Origin of the sequence: Streptomyces sp. NPDC047453 (genome assembly GCF_040643155.1) — a bacterium.
In the GTDB taxonomy this organism is placed as follows: Bacteria; Actinomycetota; Actinomycetes; order Streptomycetales; family Streptomycetaceae; genus Streptomyces.
In genome coordinates, this window is record NZ_JBEYTS010000043.1 from 1 (window position 1) to 18,098 (window position 18,098).

Annotated in this window: 14 protein-coding genes and 1 pseudogene; 8 read left to right on the plus strand and 7 right to left on the minus strand. The window is 68.8% G+C overall.

Annotated features, from left to right (window positions below; genetic code table 11):
• Nucleotides 1-112: 112 nt before the first annotated feature.
• The gene (locus ABZ818_RS28995; protein WP_361420800.1) at nucleotides 113-646 is read right to left on the minus strand and encodes an Lrp/AsnC family transcriptional regulator; all 534 of its coding nucleotides are present in this window, start codon (nucleotides 644-646) and stop codon (nucleotides 113-115) included.
• A gap of 129 nt (nucleotides 647-775) precedes the next feature.
• Nucleotides 776-2,212, minus strand: a complete 1,437-nt coding sequence (locus ABZ818_RS29000) for an aldehyde dehydrogenase family protein (protein ID WP_361420803.1) — start codon at nucleotides 2,210-2,212, stop codon at nucleotides 776-778.
• A gap of 382 nt (nucleotides 2,213-2,594) precedes the next feature.
• Between ABZ818_RS29000 and ABZ818_RS29005 the strand changes: the two genes are divergently transcribed.
• The gene (locus ABZ818_RS29005; protein WP_361420806.1) at nucleotides 2,595-4,049 is read left to right on the plus strand and encodes an APC family permease; all 1,455 of its coding nucleotides are present in this window, start codon (nucleotides 2,595-2,597) and stop codon (nucleotides 4,047-4,049) included.
• Between the two features lie 186 nt (nucleotides 4,050-4,235).
• Nucleotides 4,236-5,864, plus strand: a complete 1,629-nt coding sequence (locus ABZ818_RS29010; protein ID WP_361420809.1) for an NAD(P)/FAD-dependent oxidoreductase — start codon at nucleotides 4,236-4,238, stop codon at nucleotides 5,862-5,864.
• A gap of 190 nt (nucleotides 5,865-6,054) precedes the next feature.
• Here the strand turns inward: ABZ818_RS29010 and wrbA are convergent, their stop codons facing one another.
• On the minus strand, nucleotides 6,055-6,675 hold the full coding sequence (gene wrbA, locus ABZ818_RS29015; protein WP_361420812.1) for an NAD(P)H:quinone oxidoreductase: 621 nt from the start codon (nucleotides 6,673-6,675) through the stop codon (nucleotides 6,055-6,057).
• A 155-nt stretch (nucleotides 6,676-6,830) separates the two neighbouring features.
• On the opposite strand from wrbA, the gene sigJ reads away from it, so the two are divergent.
• Together sigJ and ABZ818_RS29025 are read left to right on the plus strand one after the other, a co-directional pair.
• Nucleotides 6,831-7,766, plus strand: a complete 936-nt coding sequence (gene sigJ, locus ABZ818_RS29020) for an RNA polymerase sigma factor SigJ (protein ID WP_361420814.1) — start codon at nucleotides 6,831-6,833, stop codon at nucleotides 7,764-7,766.
• 2,009 nt (nucleotides 7,767-9,775) lie between these two features.
• Nucleotides 9,776-11,242: a DUF4173 domain-containing protein gene (locus ABZ818_RS29025; protein WP_361420909.1), complete on the plus strand. Its 1,467-nt coding sequence runs from the start codon at nucleotides 9,776-9,778 to the stop codon at nucleotides 11,240-11,242.
• Between the two features lie 744 nt (nucleotides 11,243-11,986).
• Here ABZ818_RS29025 and ABZ818_RS29030 read toward each other — a convergent pair.
• From ABZ818_RS29030 to ABZ818_RS29040, 3 genes are all read right to left on the minus strand, one after another.
• Nucleotides 11,987-12,415 (minus strand): hypothetical protein, encoded by a 429-nt coding sequence (locus tag ABZ818_RS29030; protein ID WP_361420817.1) that lies wholly within the window; start codon nucleotides 12,413-12,415, stop codon nucleotides 11,987-11,989.
• A gap of 263 nt (nucleotides 12,416-12,678) precedes the next feature.
• A complete protein-coding gene (locus ABZ818_RS29035; protein WP_361420820.1) occupies nucleotides 12,679-12,909 on the minus strand; it encodes a DUF397 domain-containing protein in 231 nt (76 codons plus the stop codon).
• Between the two features lie 363 nt (nucleotides 12,910-13,272).
• Nucleotides 13,273-14,838, minus strand: a complete 1,566-nt coding sequence (locus ABZ818_RS29040; protein WP_361420823.1) for an alpha/beta hydrolase — start codon at nucleotides 14,836-14,838, stop codon at nucleotides 13,273-13,275.
• Between the two features lie 809 nt (nucleotides 14,839-15,647).
• Between ABZ818_RS29040 and ABZ818_RS29045 the strand changes: the two genes are divergently transcribed.
• Entirely contained in the window at nucleotides 15,648-15,926 is a 279-nt protein-coding gene (locus tag ABZ818_RS29045; RefSeq protein WP_361420825.1) for a hypothetical protein, read from the plus strand.
• Nucleotides 15,927-15,996: 70 nt separating this feature from the next.
• Here the strand turns inward: ABZ818_RS29045 and ABZ818_RS29050 are convergent, their stop codons facing one another.
• Nucleotides 15,997-16,353, minus strand: a complete 357-nt coding sequence (locus ABZ818_RS29050; protein ID WP_361420828.1) for a hypothetical protein — start codon at nucleotides 16,351-16,353, stop codon at nucleotides 15,997-15,999.
• Between the two features lie 182 nt (nucleotides 16,354-16,535).
• Here ABZ818_RS29050 and ABZ818_RS29055 point away from each other — a divergent pair, with 182 nt between their 5' ends.
• From ABZ818_RS29055 to ABZ818_RS29065, 3 genes and pseudogenes are all read left to right on the plus strand, one after another.
• Nucleotides 16,536-16,931: a hypothetical protein gene (locus ABZ818_RS29055; RefSeq protein ID WP_361420831.1), complete on the plus strand. Its 396-nt coding sequence runs from the start codon at nucleotides 16,536-16,538 to the stop codon at nucleotides 16,929-16,931.
• A 252-nt stretch (nucleotides 16,932-17,183) separates the two neighbouring features.
• The gene (locus tag ABZ818_RS29060) at nucleotides 17,184-17,747 is read left to right on the plus strand and encodes a histidine phosphatase family protein (RefSeq protein WP_361420834.1); all 564 of its coding nucleotides are present in this window, start codon (nucleotides 17,184-17,186) and stop codon (nucleotides 17,745-17,747) included.
• Between the two features lie 148 nt (nucleotides 17,748-17,895).
• A pseudogene (locus ABZ818_RS29065) lies at nucleotides 17,896-18,084 on the plus strand (flavoprotein); the annotation flags it as partial.
• Nucleotides 18,085-18,098 lie beyond the last annotated feature (14 nt).

The following is an 18,098-nucleotide window of genomic DNA, read 5'->3' on the forward strand; positions in this document are numbered from 1 at the left end:
GTGGCGATCATGTTGCACTTTATCATCGTGCTGATGCTCGACCGGGATTCGCTCCGGTCGGGGCGGACGACGTTGTGGGCGGGGCAGCCGGGCGTGCGGCGACGGCCGGAGGTCAGCGTTCGGCCCGCTGGTCGATACCGGCGTCGTCGGGAGGACCCGGGGCGTCGAGGACGGAGGTCTCCACCTCGCCGACGCCCCACCCGTACGCCAGCTTGTGCACCTCCAGCACGAAGAAGGACTCCGTGGCGACGATCCCGTCGATCAGATGGAGGCGTCGCGTCATCAGGTCGGTGAAGTGCGCGGTGTCCCGGCAGATCACCTCGGCCATGATGTCGAATCCGCCCGCCGTCATGATGACGTACGCGGTCTCGGGAAGCTCCCGCAGCGCCCGGCAGACCGACGGGGCGGTACCGGGCCGTACCCGGATGCCGATCATCGCGAGCCGATCGAACCCGATGGTCAGCGGGTTGGCGATGCCGACGACTTGCAGGATCCCGGCGTCCTTCAGTCGCTGCACCCGGTAGCGCACGGAGGAGGCCGGGATGCCCACGTCCGAGGCGATCAGGCTGTAGGCGCGACGTCCGTCCGTCTGCAGGATGGCGATGATGCGCCGGTCGATGTCGTCGAGCGGGCTCGGGGAGGACATACGGCTGCTCCTGAGGTCGCGACCAAGAGGTGGACCGGGCCGGTGGCAGCCCCCTCGGCGCGGGGACGGCCACCGTGTCCGGCCGGTCCAGGGTATGGAGCCGCGGAGCAGGCCGGTCACCAGCCCGGATCAGAGGCTCATGACGCCCGTACGGAGGTCGGACATGTCGAGCAGCGTGTGCTTGCCGCCGATCCGGCCCCAGCCGGTACCGCGGTTGCCCGCACCGCCGAACGGCATGTTGACGTCCCAGAAGCAAGTGCTGTCGTTGACGACGACCTGACCGACGGCCAACTCCTCGACGAACCGGTACGCCGAGGCCATGCTCTGCGTGAACACCGCACCCTGGAGGCCGAGTTCGTCGTCGTTGGCGATCCTCAGCAGTTCGTCGTCGCTGCCACCGGTGATGATCGGCACGACCGGACCGAAGGACTCCTCACGGGACAGCAGGCTGTCCTCGGGCACCCCGTCCACCACGGTGAACTCGTAGTAGAGATCGGTGGGTTGGCCGGAGCGGCGCTGCCCGCCGAGCAGGATCCGCGCACCACGCTCCCGGGCGTCGGCCATGTGCCGGTCCATCTTGGCCGCGACTCCCTCGTTGTTGAGCGGGCCGAGGTTCGTCGCCGCGTCGAACGGGTCGCCGAGGACGACGTCCTCGGCGGCGCGGAGCACGGCCTCGACGAAGCCGTCGTGCGCGTCGGCGTGCACGACCACGCGCTCCGTGGCACAGCACACCTGTCCGGAGCACAGGTACGCGCCGTACACCGCGGCGCGAGCCGCCGCGTCCAGATCGGCGTCGGCGAGCACCACCAGCGGGCCGTTGCCCGAGCACTCCATGAGGGAGCGCTTGAGCCCGGCGGCGGCAGCGACCTTCGCGCCGGTCGCCGAGGAGCCGATGAAACCGATGGCATCGACACCAGGATGGCGCACGAGCATGTCCCCGGCCGCGCCCTCGCCGGGCAGGACGTTCACCAGGCCCGCCGGCACTCCCGCCTCGACCATCGCCTCCATGGCCTTCAGCACGGTCAGCGGGGTGTTCGCCGGCGGTTTGACGACATGCGCGTTGCCGGTGGCCAGGCCGGGAGCGACGAACTCGGCGAGCATCAGCAGCGGGAAGTTCCAGGGCGTGATGATGCCCCAGGTGCCGACCGGCCGGTAGAAGGTCCACATCCGCTTGGTGCTGTCCGTGGACGGCATCGTCTCGCCATGCAGCCGCACCGCGTCCTCGGCGTGCAGATGGAACAGCTGCGCCGCCTCCTCGACGTCGGCGACCGACTCGGCGAGCGGCTTGCCCTGCTCCAGCGTCTGCAGACGGGCCAGTTCATCCACCCGGGCGGACAGCGCGTCGCCGACACGGTGACAGATCTCCGCCCGCTTCCAGACGTTGACCCTCGCCCAGGCCTGCTGTGCCTCGTTCGCGGCCTTCACCGCGGCGTCCAGGTCCGTGGCGGAGGGGAGCGGGACGGTACCGATGCGCGCGCCGGTGACCGGGCTGACGACGTCGTAGGTCTCGGTACCGGTGCTGTCGGCGTAGTCGCCGTTGACGAAGAACGGGTGCACGGCAGACATGAAGAACCCTTCTGGTCGTAACGGGGGAGCGCAGAGGGGGAGTGGTGCCCACACCATCGGGTGGGCAGTGAAAGGCTGTCAATAGGCCGGAACCCGCAATCCAAAGGCCAGTTGATTGCTGAATCAGCAGGCTCAAGCCATTGACACTGCGAAATCGGTGGCCCTACGGTGCGGGGCTCATAGGCCAGGACCCTGCCCCGGGTACGCCTCTCCGCTCTTCCCCCCGTCTCTCTGCTCCTGGCTCTGCGTCCGGCTCTCTGCTCCTGGCTCTCTGCTCTCAGCACTCTGCGTCCGGCTCTCTGCTCCCGGTTCTGCTCCCGGCTCTCCCTGCTCCGCTCCTCCCTCCGGCTGTGTCACCGCTCTCCATCCGAAGGAGACACCCATGTCCGAGCAACCCGCCCTTGCCAAGAAGATGCGCTGGTACGACGGCTTCGCCATGTCGCTGACCATGCCGGCCGCGCTCATCGCGTCCCTGGGGGCCTCCATCGGAGGGCTCGGCGCATGGGGCGCCATCGCCCTGTGGACGGTGTCCATGGTGCTGGCCACCGCCACCAACTGGATCTACACCGAGATGGCCGCGATGTTTCCCGACTCCTCGGGCGGTATCGCGCACTACGCCACCGAGGGCTGGCGCAGCCGCGCCCCCGTCGTCGGAGCCCTGGCCGGCATCGGCTACTGGCTTCCCTGGACGACCGCCCTGTCGGTGTACGCGGGGATCATCGGCTCCCTTGTGCAGGCGCAGTGGTTCCCCGATCAGACCTGGACGCTCGACCTGGGCGTGGCGGAGCTGAGCCTGCCGATCGTGGTGGGACTCGTCGTCATGGGACTGCTGTACGCGGCCGCGATGTACGGCCTGCACGCGGCGATGTGGGTGGTCTACGTGACCGGCGGGATCCTGCTGATCCCGCTCGCGGTCTTCATCGTGGGGCCGTTCCTCTCCGGTGACTGGAGCACGGCCGGCCTGCACTGGAACCTGCACGGCACGAGCGGGCTCCGCGAGGCCCTGGTCTGGCTGTACATCATGGCCTGGACCTCCTTCGGCGTGGAGGTGTGCGCGACCTTCGCCCCCGAGTACAAGGAGACCGTGCGGGACACCTCCCGCGCGCTTCGCGCGGGAGTTCTGTTCTGCCTCGGCATCTTCATCGTGCTGCCGCTGGCGCTCTCCGGCTACGTCGGTGAGAAGAAGATCGGCGAGGACCCCACCGCCTTCTACGTCGGCGCCTTCCACGACCTGGTCGGCGGCGCCGCCGACCTGATGATCGTGTTCCTCATCGCCTCACTGCTGCTCATCATGATCACCGGACTGGCCGACGGCTCGCGGGTGCTCTACGACATGGGCCGACAGGGTGTGACCATCCGCCAGGTAGGCGTGCTCAACCGGCGCGGCGTGCCCGCTCGAGCGCTCACCGTCGCCCTGGTGATCAACGTGATCGTGCTGGTGGTGCTCAAGACGCCGCTGGCGATCATCGTCACCGGCAACCTGGGCTACATCCTGACCCACATCCTGGCGATCTCCGGTTTCGCGCTGCTGCGCCGGGACCGCCCCGACCTGGCACGCCCGATCCGGCTCCCCGACGTCTTCGTGCCGCTGGCCTGGTTCCTCACCGCACTGCTGGCCGTCATCCTGGTCGTCGGCGCCACCGGCTTCTCCATCACCGGCTACGGCGGCTTCAGGGAACTGGCCATCGCTCTGGGCGTACTGGCCGCGGCGGTCGTGCTGTGGGAGTACCGCCGCCGCGTCCAGGACCGGGCCGCCCCACCGCCCACCGACGCATCCGCCGCTCACACCGACGGGGCCCCGGCCCACGACGAGGCGAAGGAAACGCCCCGCCGCTGAACGTCTCGCTTCCGTGACCGTCCGGCCGGCGAGAGCCTCGCTCCCCCTGACTCCCGCCGCATCCCGTCCCGAGCCGTGCCGTACGCACGGCGTCACGCACGACCCAACCCCTCACGCGTCCCCAGACCGGCGTTCGTGCTTCGCAGCCGCCGCTCACCGCTCCCCTTCACAGGCAAGGACTTCGGCATGGCAGGTTTCCAGGGTCGTACCCGTCTCAGCACCCACATGCGCGCGATGTTCTCGGCACACCACGAAGCGGCCCGCACCGGCATGCCGGTGGAAGAGATCCAGGGCAGGCGGGCGGCCGCCGCTGCCGAGGGCGCGAGCCGCAGGCAGTTCCTGCACGGTGCCGCGAGCGGACTGGCGGTCGCCGCGGCCGGCGGGCTCGGCGTCCGCTCGCTGCTCCAGGCTCCGGCGGCCAACGCCGCCACCGCGCCCAGAGTGGTCGTCGTCGGAGCCGGCCTGGCCGGTCTGCGGGCCGCCCACGACCTCTACCGCAGGAAGGGTATCGCCGCCACGGTCTACGAGGGCAACTCCCGTGCCGGCGGCCGGTGCTGGAGTCTGCGTGACTTCTTCGACGCGGGCCATGTCGTCGAACACGGCGGCGCCTTCATCAACACCGACCACACCGCGGCCCGCAACCTGGCGGCGTCGCTCGGCCTGACCCTGCGGGTCGTCAACGGCGGCAACACGTCACCCTACGGGGACAAGTACTGGATCGACGGGGCGCTCTACAGCACCAAGGAGGCCAACGCCGACTGGAAGGCGGTGCAGCCGAAGTTCGCCGCCGAACTGGCCGCCGCGCCCTACCCGCAGACCTACGACAACCACACCGCACGCGGCCGCCAACTGGACCTGATGACGGTCGACGAATGGATGGCGGCCAACGTCCCCGGCGGCCTCGGCAGCAGGTTCGCCAAGCTCATGCAGTCCAACGTGCTCTCCGAGTACGGCCTCGACCCCGGCCGGCAGTCCGCCCTCAATCTGATCTACCTGCTGGGCTGGAACACACCGGGCTCCCTCGGCCCGCTCGCCGGCGACGACGAGAAGTACTCGATCGTCGGCGGCAACGACCAGCTCGTCACGGGGATGATCGGCCAACTGCCGCCCGACACAGTGCAGTACGGGAAGAAGCTCACCGCGCTCCGGTCCAACGCCGACGGGACGGTCACCTGCACGTTCAGCGACGGCGCGGCAGTCTCCGACGTGACCGCCGACAAGGTGGTCCTGGCGTTGCCCTTCACCACACTGCGGGACTGCGACCTCACCAACGCCGGATTCTCCGCGCTGAAGACCCAGGCGATCCAGCAGCTCGACCTGGGCACCAACGCCAAGCTCCACGTGCAGTTCACCAGCCGGCCGTGGGTGGCGCAGAAGTACGGCGGCGTCGCGTACACCAACCCCGACACCCTGCAGACGGTGTGGGACGACACCGTGGGCCAGGCCCTGCCCCAGGGCATCCTGTGCCAGTTCCCGGCCGGTTCCGCCGTGACGAGCGGCTGGACGGGAGCGGCCTTCGGCACCGCTCCGGCGACGCAGGTCAGCACCTTCCTGACCGGAATGGAGCCGATCTTCCCCGGAGTGACGGCCGCGTACAACGGCAGGGCGTACCGCGACGTCTGGTACCTCAACCCCTGGTCCAAGGGCGCCTACAGCTGCCCCCGCGTCGGCCAGTACACGACTCTCTGGGGTGCCCAACCCGGGGCCGAGGGCAACGTGCACTTCGCCGGCGAGCACACGTCCCTGGACAGCTACGGCTTCCTCGACGGCGCGATCGCCTCCGGCGAGCGGGTGTCGAAGGAGATCGCCCCCTGACACCGGCATGGACCACGATGTGGCCCGGGAGGAGTCTCCGGGGCCACACCGTGGTCCGACCGGAGTTGCGGCCTCCACCACAGCGATCCGGATCCGGAGCTGGTGAGGTGATCGGCACGTCTGACGGAATCACCTGGTCGCCGAGCCGAACGCCATCGACTGGACCGGCGGGTCCGGAGTTCCGCACGGGTCAGGCGGCCCGGCCGGCCCTGAGCGCGGCCGTGGTCTCGACGACGCGGCGGGCCTGGTGGCGGGCCGCCTGCAGGGCCACTTCACCGGGCGGGCCGTCGCCGGCCACGTGGGAGGTGCCGTAGGGATTGCCCGACTGGAACTGGATGGGATCGGTGTAGCCGGGAGGCACGATGATGCCGCCCCAGTGGTAGAACGTGTTGCCCAGCGCCAGGAGGGTGGATTCCTGTCCGCCGTGGGCGGTGTTGGAGGCGGTGAAGGCCGAGTACACCTTGTCCGCGAGCCTGCCCTGGAACCACAGGGGACCCGTGCTGTCGATGAACGCCCTCAGCTGACTGGCCGGGTTGCCGAAGCGGGTGGGGGTACCGAACAGCACCGCGTCGGCCCACTCCAGGTCGTCGTGGCAGGCCTCGACGACGTCGGAGGTGTCCTGGAGGTGCTGGGCCCACTCCGGCCTGGCACTGATCTGCTCCGGTGACGCCGTTTCGGCGACCTTGCGCAGTCGCACGTGTGCGCCGCCCTTTTCGGCACCCTCGGCGGCGGCTCGCGCCAGGGTGTGCACGGTACTTGTGGCGCTGTAGTAGATGATCGCGACGTTCACGACGTTCCCGAGGTCCGACATGGGGTTCCTTTCCTCATCCGCCGGCGCGGTGTTCGCTTCACCGGTTACGACGACACGACCCCGCGCGATGTGAGGCGACGGGTCGGCCTCACAGTCCGACGGGGTGTCTCGTCGAACCGGGTAGGGGCAGAGCGACCGAGGGAGTAGACGACACCATGACCAACCCAGCCGGGCCCGGACCCAGCCGGCCCGATCCGGGCCTGGACGCGATCACGAGCGAGCGGAACCAGCTGATCAATCTCGCGTACCGGCTCCTCGGCTCGCTGGCCGAGGCGGAGGACGTCGTGCAGGAGACGTACGCCCGCTGGTACGCCATGCCCCCTCAGCGACGCGAAGCCATCGAATCCCCCGGCGGCTGGCTGACGACGGTCGCAAGTCGCGTCTGCCTCGACCTGCTCGGCTCGGCACGGGCCAGGCGGGAGCGCTACGTGGGCGAATGGCTCCCGGAGCCGCTGCCCGACGGCACGGAGTGGATCAGCGGACGATGGGAAGGCAACCCGCCCGACCCGGCCGACCGGGTCACCCTGGACGAGTCGGTCGACATGGCCTTCCTCGTCGTACTGGAATCGATGACCCCGGCCGAGCGCGTCGCGTTCATCCTGCACGACGTCTTCCGCTACCCGTTCGCCGAAGTGGCCGAGATCGTCGGCCGCACCCCGGCGGCCTGCCGCCAACTGGCCTCGTCGGCCCGCCGCCGCCTTCGCGCGTCGCGTCCCGTCACGATCCCGGCAGCCCGGCGCACCGACCTCGTCAGAGCCTTCAAGCAGGCGTGGGAGGCCAAGGACATCGAGGCCCTCATCGGCCTGCTGGCCCCCGACGCCACCGCGACCGGCGACGGCGGCGGCCTCGTCCGAGCCGAACTCCGCCCGCTCGAAGGCGCTGAACAGATCGCCCACTTCTTCGCCGACCGCCCCGGCGCGGCCCCCAACACGACGGTCCTGGAACGCACGGTCAACGGCCGACCCGGCCTGGTGGCCCAACTGGACGGCGTCACCGTGTCGGTCCTGGCATTCGACGTCGCGAACGACCGGATCCAGCGGATCTGGGCCGTACTCAACCCCGACAAACTCCGCCCTTGGACGGAGCGCTGACACCCAATCGGCATCACGTCGGGGCCCCGCGTTTTCAGATGCCGGTTACCGCGGCGCTGATCTGGCTGAGACGCCATGCCGCAGCGCGCAACGGTGCCCAGGGTGCGAAGAGCGAGAGCCAGTGACTCCGGGGCGAACGTCGCCTGGCACAGGTCACGGACTGCGGCGGAGAGGGGCATACACCCAGGATGCATTCTTTCGATCCGTCCGGACGTTGTGTTGCTTTGCCTCAGGTCGGAAGCAAATAGCCCAGTCAGGACTGCCGGCAATCTTGAAAACCGTCGTGGCGCAAACCACCGTGGGTTCAAATCGCACGCCCACCGCGCATGTGAACGGCCCCGTTGTGTTGCGCGATGCCCACCAGCCACCTGATCGCCCAGTGAAGTCCGGCGCTGACCGCCGGTTATCCGCGCTTGTTGATCGCATACGAGGTCGTCGGCGCACTGCGCCGTGGAGCGAATGTGCTTCCGGCGCTGATGTCAGCAAGTTGCGAGACCCATATGGACTAATAGGGTAGAAGTGACCGATGTGACCTATGTTGCAAAGGGGTACGGTCATGAACGCAAGGCTCTGTAAGCGATCTGCCGTTGCTGGTTCGGCCCTCATCCTCGCCCTTGCCCCACTTGGCCTGCAGCCGGTGGCGGCAGCAGCGGCACCGTCGAGCCAGACCCACGCCAGCTCGGTCGACAGCCAGCGCGACTACCGACGGGGCTTCCGCGATGGATTCCGGGATGGTTACCAGGACGCTCGGGATGACTGCCTGATGCGCAGGGGCTATCGGGGTTACAGCCACGCCAACAGGGACTACGCCCGCGGCTACAGCGATGGGTACAGCGCCGGTTTCGTCCGAGCAGAAGACCGATACTGCTGAGCAGGTGAGGCTGAGGCCGGCAGGTTCCTGGCCGCGCTCGACGGCTCTGCCTGCTCGGCGCTCACGCGGTGGGCGGAGCCTCACGAGCCCAGTCGAAAGGCATCGGCGCGCCCTGCGGGATCAACCAAGGGTGGGGATAGCGAGCGTGACAACCGGTGCAGCGCGCGACGAACGGACCGACCTCGGGGTTTGTGAGAACGCTGTAGTGGCTGGAGGGCTGAGCCGGGAGCATGTGCCCGTTCGCCGTCGTCTCCAAGTCGGGCCACTCCGGCGAGCATTGGCACGTGCGCTCCACCGCGAACGCGTCGCCGTCAGGAGTCTTGGTCGTGGTCTTGAAGAGCTTGGCGAAGTTCTCGCGTATCGACACGGCGGCGGCCTCCCCGTCACTGCGCCCGACTCTCGGGCCCCCAGACAGTAACTGAGGTCGGCGTAGTCAATGACCTTGTCAAGTCAGCGGGCGCCGTCCACCAACTGAGGGACGGCGCCCGCCGCGCTCGCCTGCGACCTGTGGCTTTCATGGCCGAGCTACAGGCATGGATAGGCCCGCCAGACACCCTTGTTGACCGCGGTTGACCCTCGTTTTTGTTGGTCGGCTGTATCGCGGCGGTTGCTCTACTCCACTGCTGTACAACAGCGGGCCGGGTCTGCTCGGTGGGGTATGACCCACCCTCGGCGCCTGCCATGAGACGGCCCCGAAGGCGCACGGGGGACCGCCGGATCCGCCATGCCTTCGGGAACTGCGCGAGCGCGGACGTTCCCGTCGGTCCCGCTACCCTTGCGTGCACGCCGCCCCGTCGATCATGGCGGTCGGCTTCGCAAGCGACACCGGTACCTGCTCAACGTACCCAAGTACGTGCGTTCCGGGGCCGGTTGGGAGGGGGTCCCCGTGACAGAGAAACCAACTGCGCCCGCCGAACCGCCTGAGCGGTCCCGGCAGTCGGGGCGAATACCTGAGGGAGAGGCCGCGGACACGGGAGGAGAACAGCGGGCGGGAACACCACCGGAGGGCAGGTCGCGCGCGACGACGGACACGCGGCCCGGCGAAGCCGTCAGTGCCGGGCGCCCGCCGCACCTTCCGCCCACTCCTCCCAGCCCTCTGTACGCGGGCGTTTACCCCTACAAACCCTCGTTCCCCGACCTGCGCCGCGAACCGCCCTCCACCGTGAACACCGCCGTCCTCTGGGCGGCGCTCGCCACCGGCGTGCTCAGCATGGTGCTGCTCAACGACGGTGTGGGCGTCAATCTGTTCCTCGTCGCCCTGCCGGCCGCGGTCACCGCATACTTAGCCGCGCGCCAGGCAGGCCGGGTACAAGCCCGTCCCTGGACGCTCGGCTGGGGCATCGGAGGACTTGCTCTCCTGCTGGTTCCGGCGGTCCGCGCCGCCCAGTGGCCTTCCCTCCTCGCCGTGGTCACTGCCATCGGTCTCGCATCGCTCGCCCTCCACGGCTCGCGGACTTGGTCCGGCGTCGTCCTCAGCCCCTTCGGGCTGGTCGATTCGCTGCCCAAGGGCGCACTCTGGGGCTGGCGAGGAGTGCGCACCCGTGCCGGCAACGCCTCCGGCAGCGTGGGCTCCGCGCTGCGCGCCCTTGCCGTGACGGCTGTGCTCCTCCTCGTCTTCGGCGCGCTGTTCGCCGGAGCCGACGCGGCCTTCGCCGACCTGCTGAGCAGGCTGGTCCCGGACACGTCCGTCGGCGACGGCCCTTGGCGCCTGGTGCTGTTCGCCCTCGGGCTTTTCGGTGCCCTCGCGGCGGCACACACCGCCGCCGCCCCTCTGCGGTGGGACAGCTTCGAGACAAGCCCGGGCCGCGCCCGCGGCCGGGGCGAGTGGGCGCTTCCACTGCTCGTGTTGTGCGTGCTGTTCGCCGTCTTCAACGCCATCCAGCTCGCCGTCCTCTTCGGCGGATACAAGGCTGTCCTGGACAAGACCGGCCAGACCTACTCCGAGTACGCGCGGCAGGGTTTCTGGCAACTCCTGCTCGCAACGCTCCTCACCCTGCTGGTCATCGTCTTCGCGCTGCGCTGGGCACCGCGCGGCGGGCCCGGTGACCGGAGCCTGGTGCGGGGGGTTCTCGGCACCCTCTGCGCACTCACCCTGGTCGTGGTCGCTTCGGCGGTACGGCGCATGGACATGTACGTCGAGGCGTACGGGCTGACGCGGCTGCGGATCTCCGTCGTGACCGTGGAGCTGTGGCTCGGCCTGGTCGTCCTGCTGATCATGGCCGCCGGAGTCTGGGGCGCACGCTGGCTGCCCCGCGCCGTCGCCGCGTCGGCCGCTGCCGGGGCCCTCGCCTTCGGCCTGGCCTCTCCCGACGGGCTGATCGCCGAGAACAACGTGCGGCGGTACGAGACGACCCACAAGTTCGACCTGGACTACGTGCGTGGTCTCTCGGCGGACGCGGTCCCGGCTCTGGACAGGCTGAGAGAGCCCATGCGGTCCTGCGTCCTCGGTCCCCTGGCGGAGGGGCTCGGTCCGGCAACGGCGTCCTGGTACGAGATCAGTTGGGGAGAGGTTCGCGCCCGACGGATCCTCAAGGAACGGCCGCCGGCGACGACCGACCAGGGAGCCTGTAACAGCAGCGGGGGGAGCCTCGAGTACTACCGCTGACCTGACGCCCCGTTCCGCCGGGGGCGGGCAGCCGGCGGTCCGTGATCCGCGACGGTGGAGGAGACGCCCCCGCCCAGGGGATGCGGACTCCGCGCGACCCTAGTGGCACACGTGTGGCACGGCTCCGAACATGACGAAGGGCCAGCCTGGGAGGAAACCCCTCCTGAGCCGGCCCTTCTGTCTGTGCACCCGGCAGGATTCGAACCTGCGACACCCGCTTCAGGAGTTCGATCTTCGCTGCTGTACGCAGAATCACCCGCATGGGATCTATGCAGCCTGAGCTGAGCTGGCCGTTTGAAGGTGAGGTCTTCCCTCAAGGCCTGCTCGCGATCATCCAAAGACCGTCTCGGCAGGGGACTTTCCGGCCCTGATCGTGATCCACGATGACGAGGATGACTGGCTCGTGAGCGACGGCGTACACGATCCCAACGGTGAGGCTTCATCGGTCCTCCGCCTCCAGCACGTCGTGGGCTCGGACCCGTCGCTTGCCCAGCTGGCCACCATGCCGCCTGGATACGTCGCCTGGCGCTCAACAGCGGCCGATGCCTGGGGCATTGAGGCCCCACCGGCCGGCCCCGGCCCGAGGCCCCCTCTGGCAGCCCGCCTCCTGCTCAGCCTCGCCCACCGGCTCGGCGGCCCGCATCCCGGCAGCTAGTCGGAAGTGGACTGGTCCTTCCCCGGACGCGACGCAGCCCCCGCCGAACTCCTCGGCGAGGGCCGCGCGCCGCACAGCCCGATGTCAGGTCAGTGCCGACTGACCTTGGTGATACGGCACTTCAGTCCATCGGGCGCCTTGGCGAGACCCCCGGCCTTCTCGTTGGCCTTCTGGCCCGCCGCCAGGTTGTTCACCATCGCCACGCCCGCGCTGGAGCGCGTGCCGGAGCCGTCGACGAACTCCACCTGCACCATGTATGAGCGGCTACGCGAGTCGTGATTCTCGATGGTCAGCTCGGCCTGCGGGAAGCCGGCGAGATTGTCGGTCGACGAACACTTCGTGATCTTGACGTCGTCCTCGGGCTTGTGCACCTCGGCCGGCTTCGATTCCGCGGCCGGCTTCGACTCCGCCTTGGTATCGCCGCTGCCCCCCGAGCTGGTGCCGGTACTGGTGCTGGTGCAGCCCGTCAGTACAGCCGCTGCAGCGGCCACCGCCGCCAGCCAGATACGCGTACGCATGTTGTGAGTGCCTCCCCCTGATGAACCTACGGACCGCAGAACGTAGCGGCCCGAACCCGGTCGGTAAACACCGAACCCGGCGGTAAGCACCCCAACGAGGCAGCCGTCGACAGCCTGACCGACACTTGATCAAAATGCGCCGGGCCGGAAACCCGTCGCCGCTACTCCACGCACGCCGGTACCTGCTGCCGCAGCGCCTCCAGGGCCTGCGGCGCGCCACCGGACACGCCAACGGAGTCAGTAGCCCCCAGCTTCCAAGGCCTCTAGTCGAATTCGCCGTCGCGCACGCCCCGTTGGAACGCCGCCCACTCCTCTGCGGTGAATCGCAGCGGCGGCAGTTCCCTGTTGTTTGAATCGCGAACCGCAACCGCTCCGTCGCCGAGGTCTGCGACCTCCACACACGTCTTTGTCCACCTGTTGGTGTAGCTGCTCCTGACCCAGCGCGCATCGGTCAGGTCCATTGCGTACAGCTCAACCTTTGCTGCGTCCACCATTGGATCTCCTGTTGATATCGAATCGGACGTTCTCTTTTCAGCATCACCCTGATGGCCTAGATGTGCACCAGAAACGGCAGCAACCCGACAAAACGCCGTCAGTCCGAAGGCGCCTCTCGACCGCCCGCTTCCTGCGAGGCCGGGACTGCACGACCTGCGTGCCTGACTCGTCGCGATCCCGTGATACAGGACATTTCAGCGAGAAAGCAGGCCCTGCCGAGGTTGCGGGCTTCCCGCCACTGAACGTGCTTCGGGCGGCCTCCCTACAGCTTTGCGAAGAGGCTGCCGGACAGGGGGCGGTTGCTGGGCTTGCTGTATGGCCCGATGGGCCTCGATCTTCGAGACTCGCTTTCTGCCCCTGCGTCAGGTGCAGACGGTGCCCACGGGCGGGAGCTGACCGTTCAGCAGGTAGCGGTCGATGGCGGTGTCGACGCAGGTGCTGCCCTGCAAGAAGGCCGTGTGGCCGTCGCCGTTCCTGGTGAGGAGGCGGCCCGAGGCGAGCTGGCGGGCGAGCGCCTGGGACCAGACGTAGGGCGTGGCCGGGTCGCGGGTGGTGCCGACGACCAGGATCGGCGGGGTGCCGGGTGCGGTGATGCGATGCGAGGGCTGGGTCGGCCCGACCGGCCAGTGCGCACACGCCTGGAGGAAAGTGGAGTCGAGCGCCCCGAACTGGGGTGAGACACGGACGAACTCGGGGAGTGCCGCCTCAGCCTGCGTGGGGGTGAACCGCGGGCCGAGCGGGGCGCTGAGGCAGCTGACCGCCGTAAAATCCAAGTTGCCGACGACGGAGTGTTCCTGGTTCGCGGCGGTGAGTTTCTGCAGCCCGGTGGTGTCGCGGTGGGTCACCTCGCTCAGCAACACGCGCAGGTCCTCCCACGCGGGCAACCGCAGCGCTATCGTCACAACAGCGAGGAGGAATTGCCCTGTGATGGTGACGTCCTTGCCTGGCTGGAGCGGGTTCTGGTCGAGTGCGACCACCAGGGCGTCGAGGGTGCGGTTGGCTTCCTCGACAGAGTGGCCGACGGGGCAGTCGGTGCGGGTGGCGCAGTCGGCGGCGAAGGACGCCCAGGCGACCTGGTATCCGTGCGCGGAGTCCAGGAAGCGGTGGTAGCCGTCGATGGAGGGGTCTACGGCTCCGTCCAGGACCATGCGGCCCACACGGGAGGGGAAGAGTTCGGCATAGGTCGTCCCGAGGTAGGTGCCGTAGGAGAGGCCGAGGAAGTGCAGCCGTTCGTCTCCGACGAGGGCGCGCATGAGGTCCAAGTCCCGTGCTGCCTCCAGGGTGCCGACGTGGGGCAGTAGCCGCCCGGAGTGCAGGCGGCACATATCGGCGATCTTTTCGTTCACCGCGTCCACGCCCTCGAAGTCCGGTTTCCCGATGGTGGTGATCACACCAGCATGGGGGAGGGCCATGGCCGTGTCGGTGTTGCAGTCCACCGGGGTGCTGTCGCCGACCCCACGCGGGTCGACCGCGACCAGGTCGTAGGCGGCGCGCACCGATGGCGAGAAGGCATCAGCGGCGGCCCACAGTGCGGTGATGGCCGGGAAGCCCGGCCCACCGGGGTTGTACAGCAGGGAGCCGATCCGTTTCGCGCCGGTCCCGGTGGCCCGTTTGCGGGTGGCCGCCAGCGTGATGTCGCCCGCGTCGGGGTGGGCGTAGTCCAGCGGCGCCTTCAGGGTCGTGCACTGGAAGGCCGGTTTGTCCGGGCAGGGCTTCCAGTCCAGTTGCTGCTGGTAATAGCGCAGCAGACCTGCCGGGACGGGGGCCGTGGCGGCGGTGGCCTCCGTTCCGGCGGGCCTATGTGCCGCGCTCAGCCGCAGGTGGGTGGCCGCGCACGAGGTCAGCAGCAGCCCGCCGGCGCTCAGCACCGCAAGCGCGCCGCGGAGCCTGCGCCGGGGTATTCGGTCACTGGTCGGGTCAGCGTTCATCGCCAGCCTCGCTTCTGCCCGCGCGGGACATGGAACTTGTGGGGACCCGAGGGTGGGGTCGCGATCGCCGGCCCTGGCGCCGGGACCCGTCCTCGAGCGGCGCTCTCGCCGATCCGCCTCACGATGTGTAACCAATGCACCACATATCGTGTTCGTGTGACCGTTCGACTGAGGCGAATGTGTGAACCGTGCTGCTCCACGTTTCAAACGAGGCCCCGTCATGAGTTCCCGCGGCCATAGGCGGGGTCACAGGTGATGGAACCCTCTCTGACCTGCCCTTTTCGCAACGAGTACTGAGCCCGCCGTCTTCTGAAGACGATCGACACGATGCTCAGTCAGCAGTTAGGTCGGCGTAGCGCGTCCCCGTTCTGTGGCGTTCATAGGCGCTCGCGCGCCGGCTCAGACGGGGTACGCGTACAGCGGTGAACGCCAACGGCCATCGGCGCACTGGGCAAGGACCAGGACCAGGACAACGAACGTCTCGCTGCTGCTCGATCTGGGGGTGCCGGAGCCCATCGTGCGGCAGGTCGTCGGTCACAGCGGCATTGTCGTGACAATGAAGGTCTACGCTCACGCGTCGCTGGACGGGCAGCGAAAGGCACACCGGAAACTGAGGGGACACCCTCTCCTGAGCCTGGATCCGCCGATCGGTGACTCACGGGGAGGGGCTGACGCACGAGGTAGGAGTTCCTGCGCTTCCATCGGCACAGACCGGCAAGGCACCTCGTAAGTGAATCCCCTCCCCTGCCGCACGGACCCCGCACTCGAACGTAACGACTCCCTACTCCCTACAGAGACAACGTGTCCTCATGCTGATTGCAATCGCCGCCGTGGGTATCACGGTCTTCTGCCTCACTCTCTGGTGCTCGCTCACCGTTGCCCGGATGCAGGACCTCCCCGCGTGGCGCCGATACCTCCCCCTGTCCCTCTTCCTGATCGCGCTCAGCGCCAGCCTCCTGCGCGCCTTCGACATCCCCCAGATAGCCAACGCCATTGCCTTCCCCCTGAACCTCGCGGTCGTCGTCACGTCGCTGTACGAGATCCGCGCTCGACAGAGCAGAAACCGAGCCGGGCTTCCCACCGGCTGAACTGGGAGCCGTTGGCGTACGCAGTTGGACACTCAGCCGGGCCGGCGGCTGACCGTCCTCGCGCCGGCGGTCAACTCGACTCGGTGGACGGGGACATCCAAGCGAAGGCGTTTGCGGTTCGGGTAGCCAGCGATCCGATCCGCCAGGAATCGGTGACGTCGGTCCAGCCGTGGAGGTAGGCGCTACGCGCGCCGTGCTCTGCTGCTTGGTCATGGAAGAGGGTGAATCTGTAGACCCTGCCGTCTTCGGAGATGACTTGGCCATCCTCGTGATCGGGGCCCTCCTGCAAGAGATCAACGACGACCGTCCGGTCTGGATCGAGTCCCTGGCCTTTCAGGAGTTCCCGCAACCGGCTCCATAGGTCGTAGTCGCTGGTCCGCAGGAGATCGGTGTACTGAACGACGATGCTTGACACCATGAACCCCATGATCGGTCCTGCACCCGGTGAAGGGATGCAACGGGCAACGGCGTAGAGGATGGTGCCGGCACCCGGTGCACTTCGCAGAAGCACGCGCAGGCAATCGACACCCGCTTCAGGAGTTCGATCAGACCTCTGTGGGCTCGGCACCACCCTGCCGCCCCGATGTCCCGGCCTGCGAGATTGGTCCCATGCTGCTGGATCCTGAGAACACACTGTTCATCCGTGGTGTCACGCCCGTGCTCCTACTGGCCGATGCGCCCGTCCACGATGCCCTGCCGTCTCTGACCGCGCCGGACGGGGCGGTGCCCTTGTGCGAGGGCTGGAGCATCGTTCCTCGACTCACCCTGTGCGTCGTAGACGGACCTGGCGAGCACGGACTCGTGGTCCCCGCTCTCGCTGCGCCGGTGGTCGGCGGGGCCGACGGTGGCACGGCACCGAGCGATATGGGCGACTGGTGCACGGATGCAGAGCAGGCCGGCGGAGCAGTCGTTCTGTCTTTGGACAAACTGCCCGAGGTACTCGACTGGTCCGCCTTGCTGTCCTCGGGCACCGCGCGAGGTGGTTTCATGCCTGCGCCGGCCTGATCGCAGGAGCGTCGGACTCGCGCAGCCGGCATTGCGCCTGCTGACCGCGCGAGCCTTTGACGCTGGACCTCTTCGTCCCGAAGCAACTCGGCTGGGGGGCTCGACCTTGTTGCGGCCCGCGAGGTGGCGGGGCTCACAGCCGCATCCTGACCGCAGATCCGCGCTGATGGCGAGCGGTGGCGGCACGGTCGTGGTGCTCCGCTCCGGAAGCCGCCGCTTGACCGCGAGAGCCACGCGGCCCACGATCGCCGTATGCACGTTCGGCTCACACTCCTCACGGCCGCGCGCAACGCACCGCTGCTGGCCGAGCGCTTCCAGGACGACCGGCCGCTCGACCAGGCCGGCTGGAACGAGGTACAACGCGCCGCCCATGCCCTGCGGCCGCTCGCGGCCGCCGAGTTGCGCTACTGCTCGCCGACCCCGCGCAGCCGGGATACCGGCGAAGCGCTCGGCCTGATGCCGCTGGCGCAGCCCGCGCTGCGCGACTGCAACATGGGCCGCTGGAGCGGGGCCACCCTCGCCGAGGTCACAGCCCGTGAACCGGGCGCCGTCGACGCCTGGCTCGGCGACCCGCGCTCGGCCCCGCACGGCGGTGAGTCCCTGCTCACGTTCATCTCGCGCGTGGGCAGCTGGCTCGACACCCGGCCCGTCGAGGACGACGGCCGGATCGTCGCGGTCGCCGAACCGGCGGTCGTACGGGCCGCGCTCGTCTACGCGCTCAAGGCGCCCCCGGCGACGTACTGGAACATCGACGTACGCCCCCTGTCGCCCGTCGCGCTCACCGGGCACGCGGGCCGCTGGAGCCTCAGCCTGTAGGCGTGTCGGCCACGTTTCGGCCGTGAGAGGTCGTTTTCTCCCTTGAGCGGGCGTGGTCCCTGGCGAGGCTTGGCATGAGGGGGCCACGCCGACCGAGTCGGGAGACGAGAAGGTCAGTCGGTCACCGGGAGCGGCCGGACGGCCCGAGAATGCCGCCCAGGCCGCCCACCCGGCCCACCGGCAGAGCCTGGGACGGCCGGCCGGGATGGGCGTCCTGCTCGGCTCGTACGAATCGCACCGGCCGAAGGCCGGGGGAGGCGCCGACCGCTTCCGATGGACGGAGGCCCTGGATCTGCTGGAACCTGAGCCGGCGGGCCGGCGCCACATCCGCACGTGACCGTGACGACCGTC